This is a genomic window from Embleya sp. NPDC055664 (assembly GCF_053618075.1).
Window position 1 is genome coordinate 32,314 of record NZ_JBSHGZ010000018.1, and the last position, 17,556, is coordinate 49,869.

Genomic DNA, 17,556 nt, shown 5'->3' on the forward strand with positions numbered 1-17,556 from the left:
CGAGGAGATCCGGGTGACCCGAACCCACGACACATCGCCCGCCGCCGTCGACGGCGACGTCTGGTCGTCCCTGGCCACGCAGGCCGCCCGGACGCCGCACGCGCCGGCACTGGCCGACGCGCACGGCGAACTGGACTACGCGGCCCTGTTCGCCCTGGTCGCCGACCTGGCGGACCGACTGGCCGACGCGGGCGTACGACCGGGTGATCTCGTCGGAATCCGGCTGCCGCGCGGCCGGGACGCCATCGTGGCGATCCTTGCGGTGCTGCGTGCCGGGGCCGGGTACGTACCCCTCGACCCGGTGTACCCGGCGGCCCGCCTGGACCTGATGATCGAGGAGACCCGGCCGCGCGCGCTGATCACGGTCGACGGCGTGCTGCCGCTGGACGAGAGCGTGCGCCGACGGGACCCCGCGTACGTCATCTTCACCTCCGGTTCGACGGGTCGGCCGAAGGGCGTCCTGGTCGGGCGTCGGCAACTGCGGGATTTCACGGCTGTGTTCGCGGACCGGTTCGGTTTCGCGGCGGGCGACCGGATCCTGCAGTTCGCCTCGTTGAGCTTCGATACGAGTGTCGAGGAGATCTTCTGTCCGCTGCTCCGGGGCGCCACCCTGGTGCTGCGCGACGACGACATGATCAGCAGGCCGGACCTGTTCCTCGACCGTTGCGACGCGCTCGGGATCACCGTCCTGGACCTGCCGACCGCGTACTGGCACCAATTGGTCGCGGCGCTGGACCGGGGCGAGACCAAGCTCCCGGCCGCCGTACGGTGCGTGATCATCGGCGGCGAGACCGCGCGACCCGACGCGGTACGCCGCTGGCAGACCGCGGTGGGCGGCGCCGCGCGGCTGTTCAACACGTACGGCCCCACCGAGACCACCGTCGGCGCCACGGCCGCGGACGTGACCGAGTGGTCGGGGGACGTGGTCCCGATCGGCCTCCCCCACCCGGGCGTGACCTGCCGGATCGGCGCCGACGACGAGCTGCTGATCGGCGGCATCGGCGTGGTCGACGGCTACCTGAACCGTCCCGAGCTGACCGCCGAACGGTTCGTCACGACGCCGGGGCGGGGCCGTGAGTACCGCACCGGGGACCGCGTGCGGCGTGCTGCCGATGGGCAGTTGGAGTTCCTGGGGCGGCTCGACGACCAGGTGAAGATCCGGGGCCACCGGGTGGAGCCGGCGGAGGTGGAGGCGACGCTGCGCACGCTCGACGGCATCACCGACGCGGTCGTCCTGGTCGACGAGCACACCGGCCGCGCCAAGCTGATCGGGCATGTCGTCACCGAGGCCACGACCGACCTGGCGGCGGTACGGGCCGCGCTCGCCGACCTGGTGCCGGCCCATCTCGTCCCGGCCGCGCTGGTCGGGCATCGGCGGTTTCCGCTGAACCCGCAGGGGAAAATCGACAAGGCGGCGCTCGCGGCGACGGTGCCGGTGCCGGTGCCGCAGCCGGACGCTCCAGTTGTCGCCGGGACGGCGGCGGAGCGCAGCGCCGGTGCGCTGATGGGGGAGATTCTCGGCGTTCCCGTGACGAGTGCGGCCGATGATTTTCTTGCGCTCGGCGGCGATTCCCTGGACGCCGTACGGCTCATCGCCGCCCTGCGGTTGCGGCACGGCGCGGAGTTGACGCTCACCCGGTGGTACGCGGATCCGACCGTCGCCGCGCTCGCGGAGCTGATCGGCGGTGGGAAGGGCGCCGCGGACGGGCCTCCCGTCGCCACCCTGGCCGAGGGGGTCCCGCACCGGCTGAGTCCGATGCAGCGCGACTATTGGATCGCCGAGCAGCTGTGCGCCGATCTGCCCGTGTACACGCTGGGAATTCGCTACCGCTGGGCAGCGCCGGCGGATGTTCCGACACTGACCACGGCGCTCGCGGAACTGACGCGCAGGCACCCGCTGTTGCGGGCGCGCTTCCCCGACGACGGCACCGAGCCGAGCATGGTCGTCGCACCTGCGGCGGAGATCCCGTTGACGCCGGGCGAGCCGGATCGGGCGGGCATCGACGTCCGGCACGGCCCCGTCGCACACGCCTTCTTGAACGGCGACGTGCTCGTGCTGATCGTGCATCACCTCGCGTTCGACGGATGGTCGGCGGGGGTGCTGGGGCGGGAACTCGCCGCGCTGTACCGGGCCGTGCGCGAAGGTGCGGATCCGATCACCGGCGCCGGGTTGCCGCCGGCCGCCGCCGCGCCCGATCTCGCCGCGCGCGCCGCCGATGCGAAGGCCGACGCGGCACTCGTCTCGTACTGGCGGGAGCGCTTCGACGGCGCCGATCTCGACATGGAACTGCCCACCGACCGGCCGCGCCCGGCCGCCCCCTCGTACGCCGCCGGCCGCATCAGCCGTCCCCTCGATCCCGACCTGCTGGATCGGCTGCGTTCCTACGCCGGCGCACAGCGGGCAAGCCTGTTCATGGTGGTCCTGGCCGGGCTCCAGGTCGTCCTGCGCCGGTACACCGGGCGGACGGACGTCACCGTGCTCGCACCGGTTGCCGGGCGATCGACCGCCGAGTCGGCCTCGTTGATCGGCCCCGCGTTGAACGTACTGCCGCTGCGCGGCGATGTGTCCGGCGATCCGTCGTTCGCCGAACTCGTCGCGCGGGTACGGGACGCGGTTCTGGGCGACCTCGACCGCGGACAACTCGCGCTGCCGGATCTGGTGGACGCGTTGGCGCGGCCCGGCGGGGCCAAGCGGCTGAGTCCGGTGATGCTGACCGTACACAACACGCCGACGGCGGACGATCAGCTCCTTCGCTACGCCGGTGAGTTGGCGCCGGCCGCGACCATGGTCGACCTCGCGATCGGGCTCGACTTCCCCGCCGACGGCGCGGTGTTGAACGCGGACTACGCCGCCGAACTCTTCGACGAGGCACGCGTCGAGGCGTTCGTCGACCACCTGCTGACGCTCCTCGACGCGGCGATCGGCGGGGCGAGTACGCCGGTCACCCGGCTGCCGATGCTCACCGCAGGTGAGCATCGGCGCATCGTGGACGACTGGAACGACATCGTCGCCCCCATCCCGGATGCCGTCGCCGTACACCAGCTGTTCGAACGCCACGCCGCAGCCACACCCGACGCACCCGCGCTCACCGTCGGCGACGACACCTTGGCCTACGGGGAGTTGAACCGCCGGGCCAATCGGCTCGCCCGGAGACTGCGCCGGGAGGGGGTTCGGCCGGGCCATCGGGTCGCGATCAACCTGGATCGCGGCGTCGAACTCTTCACCGCGATGTGGGCGGTGCTCAAGGCGGGTGGCGCATACGTGCCATTGGATCCGGCCTACCCGAGCGACCGGCTGGAGTACATGCCGGCCGACAGCGGGGCGACGGTCGTGATCAACCGGGACTACCTCGCCGAAGGGCTGCCCGAAGGGCTTCCCGACGACGACGGCGACCTGTCCCTGTGCAACACGGCCGACGATCCCGCGTATGTCATCTACACCTCGGGATCCACCGGCAGGCCCAAGGGCGTCGTGGTCACGCACGGCAACCTCGTGCACGCCGCCGGCATGTGGCGGCAGGCGTACCGGCTGCGGCCGGAGTGGACCTACCTGCAGGCGGCGAGCTTCTCCTTCGACATGTTCGTGGGCGAAACGCTCCGGGCCCACCTCAGCGGCGGCCGGCTGGTGGTCGCCCCGCGCGAGACCCTGCTCGACCCGGCCGATCTCCACGCGCTGATGAAGACCGAGCACGTCGCCTGCACCGAACTGGTGCCCGCGGTGCTGCGCGCGCTCCTCGACCACACCGAACGCAGCGGAGCGGACCTGGCGTTCGTCCGGCTGCTGATCGGCGGCGGCGAGAAGTGGCACGTCAAGGAGTACGCGTTGGCGAAACGCCTGGTCGGGCCGGGCAACCGCGTCGTCAATTCGTACGGTGTCACCGAGGCCACCGTCGACAACGTGCTGTTCGAGGGTTCGGTCGAACACCTCGCCGACGACGCGCCGTTGCCGATCGGACGGCCCTTCCCGAACAACCGGGTCTACGTCCTCGACGCGCACCGCCGACCGGTTCCCGCGGGCGTGGTCGGTGAGCTGTATCTGGGCGGGCTCGGCGTCGCACCCGGCTATCACGAGCGGCCCGAGCTGACCGCCGAGCGGTTCGTGAGCGATCCGTTCGTCGCCGCGCCCGGCGCCCGGATGTACCGCACCGGCGACTCGGCCCGATTCCACCTCGACGGCACGGTCGACTTCCTCGGCAGGCTCGACGACCAGGTCAAGATCAACGGGTACCGGATCGAACTCGGCGAGATCGAGGCCCGGCTCGGCATGCCGGCGCAGGTGGAGGCATGCGCCGTGGCCGTACACGGGCCGCCCGGCGGCGTCAGCCGGCTCGTCGGCTACGTGGTGACCCGCGACGGGGCGGACGTCGACGAGGCCGCCTACCGCGAGATGCTCGCCGCAGGTCTGCCCGCGCACATGGTTCCCACCCGTATCGTCACGCTGCCCGCGCTCCCTTCGACGCCGAACGGCAAACTGGACCGGCGCGCACTGCCCGCCCCGACCGGGACCGGGCCCGAGTCCGCCGTGACGCTCGCTCGGACCGGTACCGAGAAGCGGATCGCGGCGATCTGGGCGGAAGTCCTCGGAGTTCCCGAACCCGGCATCGACGACGGCTTCTTCGACCTCGGCGGCGACTCGTTCTCGGCTCTCCGGGTCGTCCGGCGCATCGAACCGGCGCCCAGCCTGGTCGAGTTCTATCGGTACGCCACCATCCGCCGCCTGGCCGCGCATCTCGACGCGCGCTCGGTGACCGGACCCGCCGATCAGGGGCTGCTGCACCGGCTCACCGTCACCGACGCCGACCCGGCGACCGGCGGGCACACCGTCGTCGCGGTGCCCTACTCCGGGGGCAGCGCCGTCGCCTATCAGCCGCTCGCCGACGCGCTTCCGCCGAACTGGGCCTTGCGCGCCGCGGAGTTGCCGGGCCACGATCGATCCAGGCCGGACGAGGAGTTGGAGCCGATCGCCGTCGTCTCCGACCGCATCGTCGACGAAATCCGCACGATCGAGGGCCCGGTCCTGCTCTACGGCCACTGCCTGGGCGTCGCACTCACGGTGGAGGTGGCACGGCGCGCCGAGGCGGCGGGTGTACGGCTGGCCGGCGTCGCGCTCGGGGCGGGATTCCCGACCGCCCGGCTGCCGGGACGGTTCTTCGACTGGATCTACCGGCACGTACCGGTGGATCGATTCACCTCCGACCGTGAATACCTGGCCTACCTCCGCGCGCGCGGCGGATTCACCGATCTGGACGACGATGGGCAGGAGGCCTTCGTACTGCGCAACGTCCGCCACGACGCGCGCGACGCCGAGGAGTACTTCACGGCGGCGTACCGGCGGGCGTACCGTCCGCTGAAGGCTCCGGTACTCACGGTCGTCGGCGCCCGGGACCGGGTCACCGAGCACTATCAGGAACGCCACCAGGAATGGCGGCACTTCACCGAGGGTGATCTCGGCCTGGTGGTGCTGCCGCGTGCGGGGCACTTCTTCCTCAAGAGCCATGCGGAGCCGCTTGCGGAGGCCCTGGTGGCCGGGGTCGATGCCGGTGCGCGGCGGTCGGACACTTCGCCGAACGCCGCGTCGAGGGTGAACCCGACGGTGCGGTTTCCCGCCGAGGCGCGGAGCCCGGCGGCGGGAACCGCGCCCGATCTGCGCAAGTTCGCGCTGGTCGCGCTCGGCCAGCTCCTGTCGATGATGGGCAGCGGGCTCAGCACACTGGTACTGAGCATCTGGGTGCTGGACCGCACCGGCTCGCTCACCTCCTTCGCGGTGGTGAGCGCGATCGGGCTGCTCCCCGGCATCCTCGTGGGACCGCTCGCCGGGGCCGTCGCCGACCGGTGGGACCGCCGCAAGGTGATGCTGGCGAGCGACACCACGGCCGGAGTCTCGATGGCGGCCCTGGTCGTCCTCATGCACGGCGACGGCCTGCACCTGTGGCACGTCTACCTGGTCGTGTCGGTGACGTCGGTGGCCGGGGCGTTCCAGCGGCCGGCCTACCTCGCGGCGGTCGCGCAGCTCGTACCCAAGCGTTATCTCGGCCACGCCGCCGGAATCGGGCAACTCGGCGTCGGTGTCGGGCTGGTGTTCTCACCGATGCTCGGTGCCGCGCTGATCGACCCGATCGGTATCGACGGTGTGCTCCTCGTGGACACGGGTACCTTCGCGATCGGGGCACTCACGCTGCTTCTCGTGCGCTTCCCGAACCTGATGTTCCGGGTACGCGAGGAGACCTTCGGCGCGGAGATCCGCAACGGCTGGCGCTACATCACCCGTCGACCCGGTCTGCGCGCGGCACTTCGCTTCTTCGTCATCGACCACGTCTTCTACACCCTCGGCTTCGCCGTCATCACACCCATGTTGCTGGCGGAGCAGTCGGATTCGGTGTTGGGTCTGGCGCTGGGTGCCGGCGGCGTCGGCGGGATCGTGGGCAGCGTCCTGATGGGTCTGTGGGGCGGTACCGCCCGGCGCAGTCACGGGATGCTCATGGCGATGGGCATCGGCAGTTTCGCGATGATCCTGGTCGGAGTCTCCACCGTCCCGGCGCTGATCGTCGTCGGGATGTTCCTTGTGGGGTTCGGCGAATCCCTCGCCGAAGGTCATTGGATCGCGATCGTACAGAGCAAGGTCGGGTTCGAACTACAGGGCCGAGTCCTGTCCCTGTTCATCACCTTGATGATGCTGACGATGCCGCTGGGTTATCTCGTGGTCGGGCCGCCGGCCGAGCGGTTCGTGCAACCGCTGCTCGAATCCGAGGGCCCGGGACGGGGCCTGGCCCTGTTGATCGTCCTGAGCGGTGTGCTGCAACTGGCCTGGTCCGTCCGCGGTTGGTTCAACGACCGGTTGCGGCTGATCGAGGACGAACTGCCCGACGCCATACCGCCCGCCGAGATCGGCTCGCGCGACGACCTGCAGCGCGAAGCCGACGAACTGCTCTCCGCCCGCACCCGGTGAAGGAACTCCCCCGTGTTGCCGCCGATTTCCCTCGCGTCGCCCACCGATCCGTACCTGACCCCCCTGGTCGTCGCGGACGGCCTCCTGCCGGGCGCCCGCGTCTTCCTCAAGGACGAGTCCCGCTATGCCTCCGGCAGCCACAAGGAACCCGCCGCCCGCGCGGTCGTGGCCCGCGCCGTCGCCGAGGGGCACGACCGGATCGTCGTGGGCTCGTGCGGCAGTTACGGCCGGGCGATGGCAACGGCGTGCGCGGCGGCGGGCCTGCGGTCCACGGTGGTGCTGCCCGCCGACTGGGGTGACGGCGCCGCCGTCGCGACCGCCGGGGCCGACATCCGTTTCGTGCGCGGCGGTTACGAGGACGCCGTCGACGAATCCCACCGCCTGGCCGTCGAGTTGGGCGCTCTGGACGGCAATGTCGACGGGCCCTGCACGGACGCGATCCTGGCGGGGCACGGGCATGTCGTGCGCGTGCTGCACCGTGAGCTGGGCGCCGCTCCGGCCGCGCTGTGGATCCCGGTCGGCAACGGTACGACGATCGTCGCCGCGCATCGCCAAGCCCGCCTCCTGGCCTGGCCGGTGGCCCTCCACGCGGTCGGCTCCCCCGGCAACAACCCGATCGTGACGAGTTGGCCGGGCCCGTACCGCACGCTGTCGAGCCACGAGGTGGTCACGACGGAGCACAACGAGCCACTGGTCAACTGGCATGCCCTGCACGGCCCCGAGGCTCTGGCCGCGATCGCCGCCTCGGGCGGCGCGGCCCACGCCGCGACCGACGACGAACTACTGGCCGCCCAAGCCCTGCTGGGCCGCTACGGAGTACACCCCACCGCAGCGGGCGCGGCCGGACTCGCGGGTCTGCTGGCCCATGCCGAGACCGCCGAGGTCCACGGGGACCAGATCGTCCTGGTGACCGGCCGCTGAGATGGTGCGAGGCGCGAGAGGCACGGTCCACGCGCCTCCCCGCCGGTCAGGTGGATTTGTTGTGGTATCGGGCTATCGCCAGAGGGGCGCAGATGGCGGTTATGGCGAGGGTCCAGGCCAATGCCTGCCAGGGGGATGAGCCTGCGTCGGTACCGTTGAACCAGGCGCGCATGGTGTCCACCACCACCGTTGTCGGGCTGTGGTCGGCGTAGGGGCGGAGCCAGGACGGCATCGTGGAAACCGGGACGAAGATCGAGCTGATGAAGGTGAACGGGAACAGCCAGGCCGTGCCGCCCGCTTGGGCGGCTTCCGGGCTGGATACCGCCATGCCGATGAGGGCGGCCAACCACGAGAAGGCATAGCCGAAGGCGAAAAGGAGGAGGAAGGCGCTCGCCATGGGCAGGGGTTCGCCTTCGAAGCGGAAGCCGACCGCAAGACCGACGGCGACCATCACGACCACGGCCACCAGGGTGCGGGCCAGTTCGGAGAACGTGCGGCCGGCCAGGACCGCGGATCGGCTCACCGGCATCGAGCGGAAGCGGTCCATGATGCCCTTGTTCATGTCGTCGGCGAGTCCGACGGCGGTGCCCGCGACCGACCCGAACAGCACCATTTGCACGAAGATGCCGGGAAGCAGGAACTGACCGTAGTCGCCGCCCGGGACCTCGATCGCGCCGCCCAGGACGTAGCGGAACAGCAGGATGAACATCACCGGCTGGATGAGCGCGTACATCAGCAGATCGGGGGTGCGGTGGAGGTGTTTGAGGTTGCGAAGCGCCATTTCCCCGGCGTCGGAGAGCCACCACTTGATGCCGCCCCTGGGGACGTATGTACCCGCGCCGGGGGCCGCCTGGGTCGTTGACGTGCCCGGGTTGGGGCGCGCGATCGGTGCGGACTTTTCGCGCGAGATGCTGCTCATCGCTGCTCCGTCCCCTTGGTCGTGACCGCGGTGAGGTGTTCGGCGTCGGGAGTCGGGAGCTTGTGGTGGTCGGTCAGGGCGAAGAAGGCGTCGTCGAGGGTGGGGCGGCGGACCGCCATGTCCAGGACGGTCACCTTGGCCGCGTCCAACTCGCGGACGAGGTCGGGCATCAGCAGTGCCGCGCCGGTGGTCGTCACCGTCAGCCGGCCCTTGCCGTCGTGGTTGCACGGGCTGTCGCGGATGACCGGGCGGATCGCCTGTTCGGCGCGTTCGTGGGTGGCGGGGTTGTCGAGGTGGATCTCCAGGCGTTCGCCGCCCACCCGGTCCTTGAGTTGGTCGGGGGTGCCCTGTGCGATCACCGTGCCGTGTTCGACGACCGCGACCGTGTCCGCGAGGTGGTCGGCCTCCTCCAGGTATTGGGTCGTCAGAAGGACCGTGGTGCCGGCGGCGGACAGGTCGGTGATCACCTGCCAGATCGATTCCCTGCTTCTCGGGTCGAGGCCGGTGGTGGGTTCGTCGAGGAAGATGACTTCGGGACGGGCGATCAGACTGGCCGCGAGGTCGAGCCGGCGGCGCATGCCGCCCGAGTAGGTGCGGACCAGGCGTTCGGCGGCGTCGGCGAGGTCGAATTGGTCGAGGAGTTCGTGCGCGCGGGTGCGGGATTCGGCGCGACCGCGGCGGGCGAGGCGGCCGAGCATGCGCAGGTTTTCGTAGCCGGTGAGTTTTTCGTCGACCGCCGCGTACTGGCCGGTGAGGCCGATGCGGGGCCTGACCTGTTCGGGGTGGCGCAGTGCGTCCACCCCGCATACGTGCACGGATCCGGAGTCGGGGCGCAGGAGCGTGGCCAGGATTCGCACGACCGTGGTCTTGCCGGCTCCGTTGGGACCCAACAGGCCCAGGATCGTGCCCTGTTCGACGGTCAGATCGAGTCCGTCCAGCGCGTGTACGTCGCCGTACCTCTTGCACAGCGCCGCTACGGCGATGGCGTCGTCCGGCATGACTCCACGATCCTTTCGAGGGTGGTCGGGGCGGACAGTTCACGGACCAGAGTGGTCAGGAGGGTGCTGCGGGCGCTGTGGAGGAAGAAGTGGTCGCCCGGGAGGACGTGCAGGGCGAAGTCGGCGGTGGTTTGCTCCTGCCAGCCGGCCGCGGTCGCCTCGGTGGCCTCCGGGTCGGCGTCGCCCACGAACGCACTGATGGGGTGGGGCAACGGGGGCTGCGCGAGGTAGATGTAGTCGTCGACCATCGCGAAGTCGGAGCGCAGTACGGGCAGGACCAGTTCGCGTAGTTCCGGGTCGGCAACGACCTCGGCCGGGAGGCTGCCCATACCTTCGATGCGGGCGATGAACTCGTCGTCGGGCAGGTCCGAGTCGCGGATCGCGGTCGGGGGGTACTGGGGGGCCGGGCATCCGGACGCGAACAGCCGTACCGGGGGTGGTGCGTCGAGGTCGCGCAGCCTGCGACACAGTTCGAATGCGAGCCGGCCGCCGATGCTGTGCCCGAAGACGGCGTAGGGGCGATCGATGCTCGCGGCGACCGCGGCGGCCATCGCGTCGATGTCGATGTGCGGGGGCTCGCGGAGTCGGGTCTCGCGTCCCGGGTATTGGATCGGCGCGACCTCGAACGACCCGAGCACATCGAGCGCTTCGGGCCAGTCGCGGAAGGCGGAGGCACCCGCGCCCGCGTAGGGGAGGCAGTACAGCCGCAGGTCGGCGTCGGGGCGCGGACGGGGCGATGTCACCCACGGGCCACGGCGTTGGCCGGTCATCACGTGCTCCTTCGGTCCGAGAGGTCGTGGGGCGTCGGGTGATTCGGGCGGCCGCGGGTGTCGACATGGGCCGCTCCTGCCCGCCGTACCTCCGCCACCGCCGCGTCCAGGGCGGGTTCGTAGCCGGTCCAGCGGTGGCGCAGCGCGCGCAGCAGGGCGAGTTGGTCGCCGAGGCGGTGTCGGGTCGTGCGCAGGCAGTCGTCGAGCGCCCTGGGGCCGGGGCCACCGCCGTATTCGGCGCTCTCGGCCACCGTGTCGGGCGAAGCAGGCGGCCTGGTAAGGCCGTTCGCGTCGGGCAGTCGGGCCAATGCGTCGGCCAGCGGTTCGTCGTCGTTGGCCAGTGCGGTACGGACCGCCCCGGCGACGGCGGCGTGCGCGGCCCGGAAGCCGAGATCCGTGTCGAGGGCGAGGCGATTGGCGGCCTCGGTCGCCGCCGTGTAGCCGGCTTCCGCGCAGGCCCTCATGCGCTCGGCGTCCGGTCGGGCTGCGCCGATGACCAGGCGCAACAGCTCCGCCGCCTGGGCGAGTTGACCTACCGCGTCCTCGACCGGGCGCATGCCCTCGGCGTGCACGGCGATGGAGTTGCTGAACGGGGTCTTGTGCATCGCGGTCGCGGCCGTGACGAATGCGCCGAGCGGGGCCGCCGCCTTGCCGGCGACGTGTTCCAGGACGAAGACGTTGCGCTTTTGCGGCATCATCGAACTGCCGCTGGTCAGTTCGTCGGGGACGGTCAACAGCGCGCTGTCCGACGTGGTCCACGACGACAGGTCGGTGGCCACCCGGGCGAGCAGCACGCCCAGGACGGCGCCGGCCGCCAGCAGCCGCAACCCCGCGTCGCGTGAGGCGACCGCCTCGACGGAATTGGCCCGTGCCCCGGCGAAGCCGAGCAGTGTGGCGGTGCGGCCGGCGTCGATCGGCACCGTGGTGCCACCCACGCCGCCCGCGCCCAGCGGACTGCGGTCCAGGTCCTCGGCGACGCGGGCCAGCGCGTCGATGTCGGCCGCCAATGCCACCGCGACACCGCTCAGGTAGTGGCCGTACGTGATCGGCACGGCGGGCTGGTGGTGGGTGAAGGCGGGCATCACCACGCGTGCGTATTGCCGTGCCGTGCGGGTCAGTGTGCCGAGCAGGCGCAGCGACTGCCACAGCAGGTCCAGATACGGACCGCGCAGCCGGAGTTGCTGGAGCGTGGCGGTGAGGTCGTTGCGTGAACGGCCGAGTTGCAGTTGACCGCCGACGTCCGGGCCCAGTCGCTCCGTCAGGAACAGTTCGTACATCAGGTACCAGCCGCGCGGGGCCGGGCGCTCGCGCAGTGACGCGAAGTCCTCGGCGCGCAGGTCGTCCACGGCGGCGAGCAGTCGGGCGGCGGCGTCCATCGGCAGGATGCCGCGTTCGGCGAGCATCACCACATGTGCCCGGTCGATCTGCGTGGTGAGCCGGAGTGCCCCCGCGAACGCCGCGTCCACTCCCGGCTGTTGGGTCAGCGCCCGCACACGCGGATGCATCGGGACGCGGCCGCCCGTGTGTACCCGGTCGTCGATGGACTGTGGCAAACCGGCGCTCACCGCACCGCCTCCCCCACCATCGTGCGCGCCGTAAGCCTGCGCAGGGCCCGTTCGGCCAGCGTCGCCGCCGTCTCCGGGTCCGGCGCGGTGGTCAGCACCGCGCCGACCCGGTCGCGGAAGTCACCGTGCCGCACGATCGATCCGGCCGCCCGATCGATGTCGACCCGCCGCACACCCGGCATCCCGGCCGCCTCCGAAACCCCGTCGACGCCGGCCCACACGCCGCTCGCGGGCGCGAGCAGAAAGCGCACGGCCGCCGCCCCCGCACGGTCCGCCGGACGCGGCGCCACCGACCGGCCCAACGCCGTGGCCAAAAGCGCGTCGATCAGGTCCACCCCATGGGCGGCGAGCACGAGTTCGGGAATATGCCCGCCCGCAAGCCGAGGGTTGACCTCGATCACCACCGGTCCCCTCGCTCCCACCCGCAGTTCGACATGCGTCGGTTGGTCGGCGAGCCCCAGCGCCGTGACCGCCGCCGTGGCGCGCGAGCGCAGCGCGGCGATCAGTTCGGGCTCGGCGACGGCCGGGAAGTCGTGTCCGGTCTCCACGAAATACGGCAGTTCGCCCAGGTGTTTGGCCACCACGCCGACCACCCGGCCGCCGACCGATTCGACGGAGAACTCCGGGCCGGCCACGTACTCCTGGAGCAACACCCCGGTGGGCACGGCGAGTCCGCGTTCGTTGACGGGCGCGCCCAGCAGCGCCGCCGCGTGCCGGCGCAGTTCGTCCGCGTCCGTACACAGGCGCACGCCCACGCTGCCGCTGCCGGTCACCGGCTTGACCAGCACCGGTCCGGGGCCCAGCCGACGTCGCGCGTCGTCGAGGAGCGAGACGTCGGTGACGGTGACGCCCTCGGGTACGGCCACCCCGGCCGCCGCCAGGGTGCGGCGCTGTCGACCCTTGTCGCGACAGGTCGCCACTGCCTGCGGGTCGGCCCCGGGCAGGCCGAGCCGGCCGGCCAGTGCGGCGACCGTCTCGATGTAGTGGTCCGAGGTGCCGGCCACGCCCGCCACCGGGCCGGGCAGGGCTCGGACCGCCGCCACGAGCGCGTCGAGCGACCCGGTGTCGGTGACCACGACCGGGACGTCGTCCTTGCGCACGTAGGCGTAGCGCTCCGGTCGCGCGCACAGCAGTACCGGCCGCAGGCCCTCGCGGCGCGCGGCCCGCACCAGGGCTCGTCCGTTACCGGTGGTGTTGCTCTCCACCAGGACCAGGGTCGCGGTCATCGCACCGGCGCCCTTTCGTACGGGGGCCGGGCCGAATCCGGGGCGGCGCGGCGCCCCCACACCATGCGGTCCCAGTGGCCGCGCACCCGGGCGGGGTCGGTGACGGTGTGCGGTTCGGTGGGCAGTACGGTCAGGTGCAGCCCGTGCCGGCGCAGCCAGTGCGGGTCGCCCGAGGTGGACTGGTAGCGGTGCCCCTCGTCGGCGAACAGCGCCAGCACCGTTCGGTCCGGGTGCCGGCGGGCCTCCCAGCGGGCGACCAGGTGGGCGGCGCCGCTGGTGGGCCCCATGAACAGCGCGTGATCGCGGTGCAGTCGGCCGGTCGCGCCGAACGCCTCGGCGGCGCCCAGCCAATGCACGTCGTCGAAGGTGTCGTGCTCGACGTTGCCCGGCATCAGGCTGTTGCCGAGCCCGCGCAGCGTGCGGGGGCCGTCGGGCAGCCCGAAGAGCACGCTGTGGTGGGTGTCCACGGCCACCGCGCGGGTTTCGGGGCGGTGGCGGCGCAGTCCGTGCGCCGTGCCGCACATCGAGCCGCCGGAGCCGACACAGCCCACCAGGGTGTCCACGGGCCCGATCCGCTCGTGGACCAGGTCGGCGACCGCCGTGTAGGCGTCGGGGTTGAGCGGGTTGTCGTATTGCGAAGGCACGAAGGCCGGCGTGTACTCCTTGCGGATCTCGTCGAGTCGGTCGAGGCGGGCGCGTTGGTGTCCGCCGACCGGCGCCGGCTCGGGGACGATCTCGACCCGGGCGCCCAGGTCTTCGAGCCTGGCCCGCAGCGGCGCGTCCAGGACGGGGTCGCTGACCAGGACCAGCGGGTAGCCGCGCAGCGCGGTCACCATGGCCAGGCCCAGTCCGAAGGTGCCGGAGCTGGTCTCCACGACGGTCATGCCCGGCCGCAGTTCGCCGCGTGCGATGGCGGTGTCCAGGATGTGCCGGGCCGGGAGCAGCTTCATCACGGTGAAGCAGGCCGCGTAGAGGTTGTGTTCGAGCCGGACCAGTCGGGGCATCTCGGTGGCGGCGACCGCGTCGCCGATCCCGACGCTTCGCGCGACCGGCGCCGTCCCGTTCAACGCCTGCCGGTTCAACGCCCGCCCGTTCACCGGCTGTTCCGTCCGCGACGGTGGAAACGCATCGGCATGGACGTGATCCCGTTGATCCAGTTGGAACGCAGGTGGGTGACCTTTCCGGTGGGTTCGGCGCCTTCGAGGGCGGTGCCCAGTTCGTCGAAGAGCATCCCCAGGGCCATCCGGCTCGACGGCGCGCCGATGCAGTAGTGCGGGCCGCCGCCGAACGCAAGGTGCGGGTTGGGCGATCGGCTCGGGTCGAAGGTGTAGGGGTCGGCGAACACACTCTCGTCGCGGTTCGCCGAGGCCACCCAGGCGCACACCCACTCGCCTCGGCGCAGCGTGGTCCCGGCCACCTCGGTGTCCTCGCGGACCCGGCGCACCAGGTGATTGGTCGGCGTCGTCCAGCGCGCGCCCTCCTCCACCAGCAGGGCCGTGCTGTGCTCGTCGGCCAGTGCGCCGTCCCACAGGTGCGGACGCTCGGCGAGGGCGAGCAGGGTGTGTGAAGCCACGTGCGGCGTGGTGGAGTTGGCGCCGAGCAGGAAGCTGTAGCAGTTCAGCGCGACGCGCAGGTCGTCCATCGGCGCGCCCTCGGTCTCCAGCGTGGTCAGCGCGCTGATCAGGTCCTCACCCGGGTGGGCGCGCTTGCTTTCGATGATCTCGGTGAAGCACGCGAAGAGTTCGTGGTGGGCGCGGCGCAGTGTCTCGTGGGTGGTCTCGCCGCTGGCGTATTCGGGGTCGTCGGGCGCGATGCTGGCGGTGGTGTAGTGGGCGATGGTCTCCCAGTACGTGTCCGGGATGCCCATGAGTTCTCCGATGACCACCATCGGCAGCAGCCGCATCAGCTTCGCGAAGTCGTGTTCGCCGCCGTCGAGCAGGGGTCGGGCCAGGGTGCGGACCCGCTCGCGGATTCCGGCGGCGTGTTTGCGGACGACCGCGTGACCGATGGTGCGCATCGTGGGTCGGCGGATGTCACTGTGCAGGGGCGGGTCCATCAGCGTGATGGTGCGCCCGCCGGCGCTGTCCCCGACGCCGACCGAGGCCAGGATGGTGCCGTCCTCGGATCCGAAGACGCGGTGGTCCTTGACGATGCGGTCGCATTCGGCGTGCCGTGCGAAGCCCCGGAAGACGTCGCCGACGGCGGGCGCGGTGTGTCTGGTCACCGCCGTGTCCTCGCGCATCGTGCGCCATCTGGCGTGTTGGCACTCCTCGTAGACGGCGGGGTCGGTGAAGTCGATGTCGGCGTAGGGGACGCGCAGGCCGGGAGGGGGCGCGGTGATCTCCATCAGCGGGCGCCGTCGCGGTCGCCGCCGGTGGCCGCGGCCAGTTCGGCGATGGTCTGGTGCCGGAAGAACGCTCCGGCCGAGCAGTCGATGCCGAGCCTGCGCAGGCGTTCGATGGTGTCCACGCTGAGCAGCGAGTCGCCGCCGAGTTCGTAGAAGTTGTCGTCGACGCCGACCCGGTCCAGGCCGAGCACCTCCGCCCAGACGTCGGCCATCAGCGATTCGGCCTCGCTGTGCGGCGCCCGGTATTCGGGCAGGTCGCCCAGTCGCTCGCGCGCGGTCCACGGTGCCGCGAGCGCGGACCGGTCCGGTTTGCCGTTGGGGTCGTGCGGCATCTCCTCCAGGACCAGGCAGGTGCCGGGGACCATGTGCGCGGGCAGGCGCTCGCCCAGCCACGCGCGCATCGTGGAGGCGGTGACCCGGGCGTCGCCGGCCGGTACCGCGTAGCCGACCAGGCGCTTTCCGTCCGCCTCGGTGCCGAACACGGCGACCACGGCCTCGGCCACCTCGGGGCGGCCGTTGAGCACGGCCTCGATCTCCCCTGGTTCGATCCGGAAGCCGCGGATCTTGACCTGCCGGTCGGTACGACCGCGGAACTCGAACGCGCCGTCCTCGCGGCGCCGCGCGAGGTCGCCGGTGCGATACATCCGGCTCGCCCGGCCGCCCCGGAAGGGGTCGGGCAGGAACCGCTCCGCGGTCAGGGCCGCGCGCCGCAGGTAGCCTCGGGCGACGCCGACGCCGCCGACGTACAACTCGCCGACCTCGCCGGGCTCGACCTCGCGCAGGTCCTCGTCGAGTACGTACATCGTGCGTCCGCTCAGCGGCGTGCCGATCGGCACCCGATCCCACTGCGCGTCCGGATCGGCGGCGTGCAGCGACGCGAACGTCGTGGTCTCCGTGGGCCCATAGGCCGCCAGGACCCGAAGTCCCGCCACGGCAGCGGCCGTTCGTATGTGCTGCGGGGACAGCACGTCGCCGCCGGTGATCAGCGTGCCAACCGGCTCCAGTGCGTGCGGCGCGTGGTCGGCCAGGACGTGGAACAGGCCCGTGGTCAGGAACAGCCAGTCGGGCCGCCGCTTGGCCAGTTCGGCCGACAGGTCCTCGACCGCGACGGGCCCGCCGCGCAGGATCTCCACCCGGCCGCCGCGGCACAGCGCGGCCCAGATCTCGAATGTCGAGGCGTCGAACGCCATCGGCGCGTACTGGGCCACCGACTGGCCGGGACGCACCGCGATGCGTTCCTCGTCCAGGACGAGCGCGACCACGGCGGCGTGTTCGACCACGACACCCTTGGGTACGCCGGTGGATCCGGACGTGTAGATCACGTAGGCCGCCTGGTCGGGTCGCACCCGACCGGCCGCGAGTTCCGCGAGCGGATCGTTCGCGGCCGCGTCGCCGTCGACCGCCTCGGCGTCGGCGTACAGCACCGGCACGCCGTCGTCCACGAAGTCCGGGACGCCGGCGTTGCGTTCGGCGACCACGGCCGAAACGGCACTGTCGCGCACCATGAAGCGTTGCCGCTCCAGGGGGAAGTCGGGGTCGATCGGCACGTACGCGGCGCCCGCGGCCAACACGCCCAGGAGGGCCACGATCGCCGTCGGGGAGCGCGGCACGGTCACCGCGACCCGATCCTCGTGGCCCACCCCGGCGGCGCGCAGGCGACTCGTCAACCCGCGTGCCCGGGCGTGGAGTTCGCCGTAGGTGAGGGTGTCCCCCTCGATCGAGACGACCGCGATCGCGTCCGGATCGCGCAGTGCCTGATACTCGACCAGTTCGTGCAATACCACCGCGTCGCGCTCCGTCGGATGCGCTTCGGACGCCGTCATATTCGTCGTTGTCATCGCCTTCCGCTCCGCTCCGCGTCGCC

The 17,556-nt window shown here is 71.6% G+C and carries 10 protein-coding genes; 2 read left to right on the forward strand and 8 right to left on the reverse strand.

The annotated features are described in order from the left end of the window. Nucleotides 1-13: 13 nt before the first annotated feature. Nucleotides 14-6,946 carry an amino acid adenylation domain-containing protein gene (locus ACWGR4_RS26525; protein ID WP_452134250.1) on the forward strand — a complete coding sequence of 2,311 codons (6,933 nt, stop codon included), beginning with the start codon at nucleotides 14-16 and terminating at the stop codon, nucleotides 6,944-6,946. Between the two features lie 12 nt (nucleotides 6,947-6,958). Further along, on the forward strand, nucleotides 6,959-7,867 hold the full coding sequence (locus ACWGR4_RS26530; protein WP_452130499.1) for a pyridoxal-phosphate dependent enzyme: 909 nt from the start codon (nucleotides 6,959-6,961) through the stop codon (nucleotides 7,865-7,867). A 46-nt stretch (nucleotides 7,868-7,913) separates the two neighbouring features. Here the strand turns inward: ACWGR4_RS26530 and ACWGR4_RS26535 are convergent, their stop codons facing one another. Genes ACWGR4_RS26535 through ACWGR4_RS26570 form a run of 8 tightly spaced genes read right to left on the reverse strand, consistent with a single transcriptional unit; the run spans nucleotide 7,914 to nucleotide 17,515 of the window. Continuing rightward, nucleotides 7,914-8,786, reverse strand: a complete 873-nt coding sequence (locus ACWGR4_RS26535) for an ABC transporter permease (RefSeq protein WP_452130498.1) — start codon at nucleotides 8,784-8,786, stop codon at nucleotides 7,914-7,916. Then, a complete protein-coding gene (locus tag ACWGR4_RS26540) occupies nucleotides 8,783-9,784 on the reverse strand; it encodes an ATP-binding cassette domain-containing protein (protein ID WP_452130497.1) in 1,002 nt (333 codons plus the stop codon). Before ACWGR4_RS26540 ends, ACWGR4_RS26535 begins: the two co-directional genes overlap by 4 nt. Continuing rightward, nucleotides 9,760-10,554 carry a thioesterase II family protein gene (locus tag ACWGR4_RS26545; RefSeq protein WP_452130496.1) on the reverse strand — a complete coding sequence of 265 codons (795 nt, stop codon included), beginning with the start codon at nucleotides 10,552-10,554 and terminating at the stop codon, nucleotides 9,760-9,762. Before ACWGR4_RS26545 ends, ACWGR4_RS26540 begins: the two co-directional genes overlap by 25 nt. Then, entirely contained in the window at nucleotides 10,554-12,119 is a 1,566-nt protein-coding gene (locus tag ACWGR4_RS26550) for a lyase family protein (RefSeq protein WP_452130495.1), read from the reverse strand. Before ACWGR4_RS26550 ends, ACWGR4_RS26545 begins: the two co-directional genes overlap by 1 nt. Further along, complete coding sequence (locus ACWGR4_RS26555) at nucleotides 12,116-13,345, reverse strand: ATP-grasp domain-containing protein (protein WP_452130494.1); 1,230 nt, start codon at nucleotides 13,343-13,345, stop codon at nucleotides 12,116-12,118. Before ACWGR4_RS26555 ends, ACWGR4_RS26550 begins: the two co-directional genes overlap by 4 nt. Further along, entirely contained in the window at nucleotides 13,342-14,442 is a 1,101-nt protein-coding gene (locus ACWGR4_RS26560; protein ID WP_452130493.1) for a cysteine synthase family protein, read from the reverse strand. Before ACWGR4_RS26560 ends, ACWGR4_RS26555 begins: the two co-directional genes overlap by 4 nt. Beyond that, the gene (locus ACWGR4_RS26565; RefSeq protein ID WP_380000255.1) at nucleotides 14,439-15,692 is read right to left on the reverse strand and encodes a cytochrome P450; all 1,254 of its coding nucleotides are present in this window, start codon (nucleotides 15,690-15,692) and stop codon (nucleotides 14,439-14,441) included. Before ACWGR4_RS26565 ends, ACWGR4_RS26560 begins: the two co-directional genes overlap by 4 nt. Further along, a complete protein-coding gene (locus ACWGR4_RS26570; protein ID WP_452130492.1) occupies nucleotides 15,692-17,515 on the reverse strand; it encodes an amino acid adenylation domain-containing protein in 1,824 nt (607 codons plus the stop codon). Before ACWGR4_RS26570 ends, ACWGR4_RS26565 begins: the two co-directional genes overlap by 1 nt. Nucleotides 17,516-17,556: the final 41 nt, after the last annotated feature.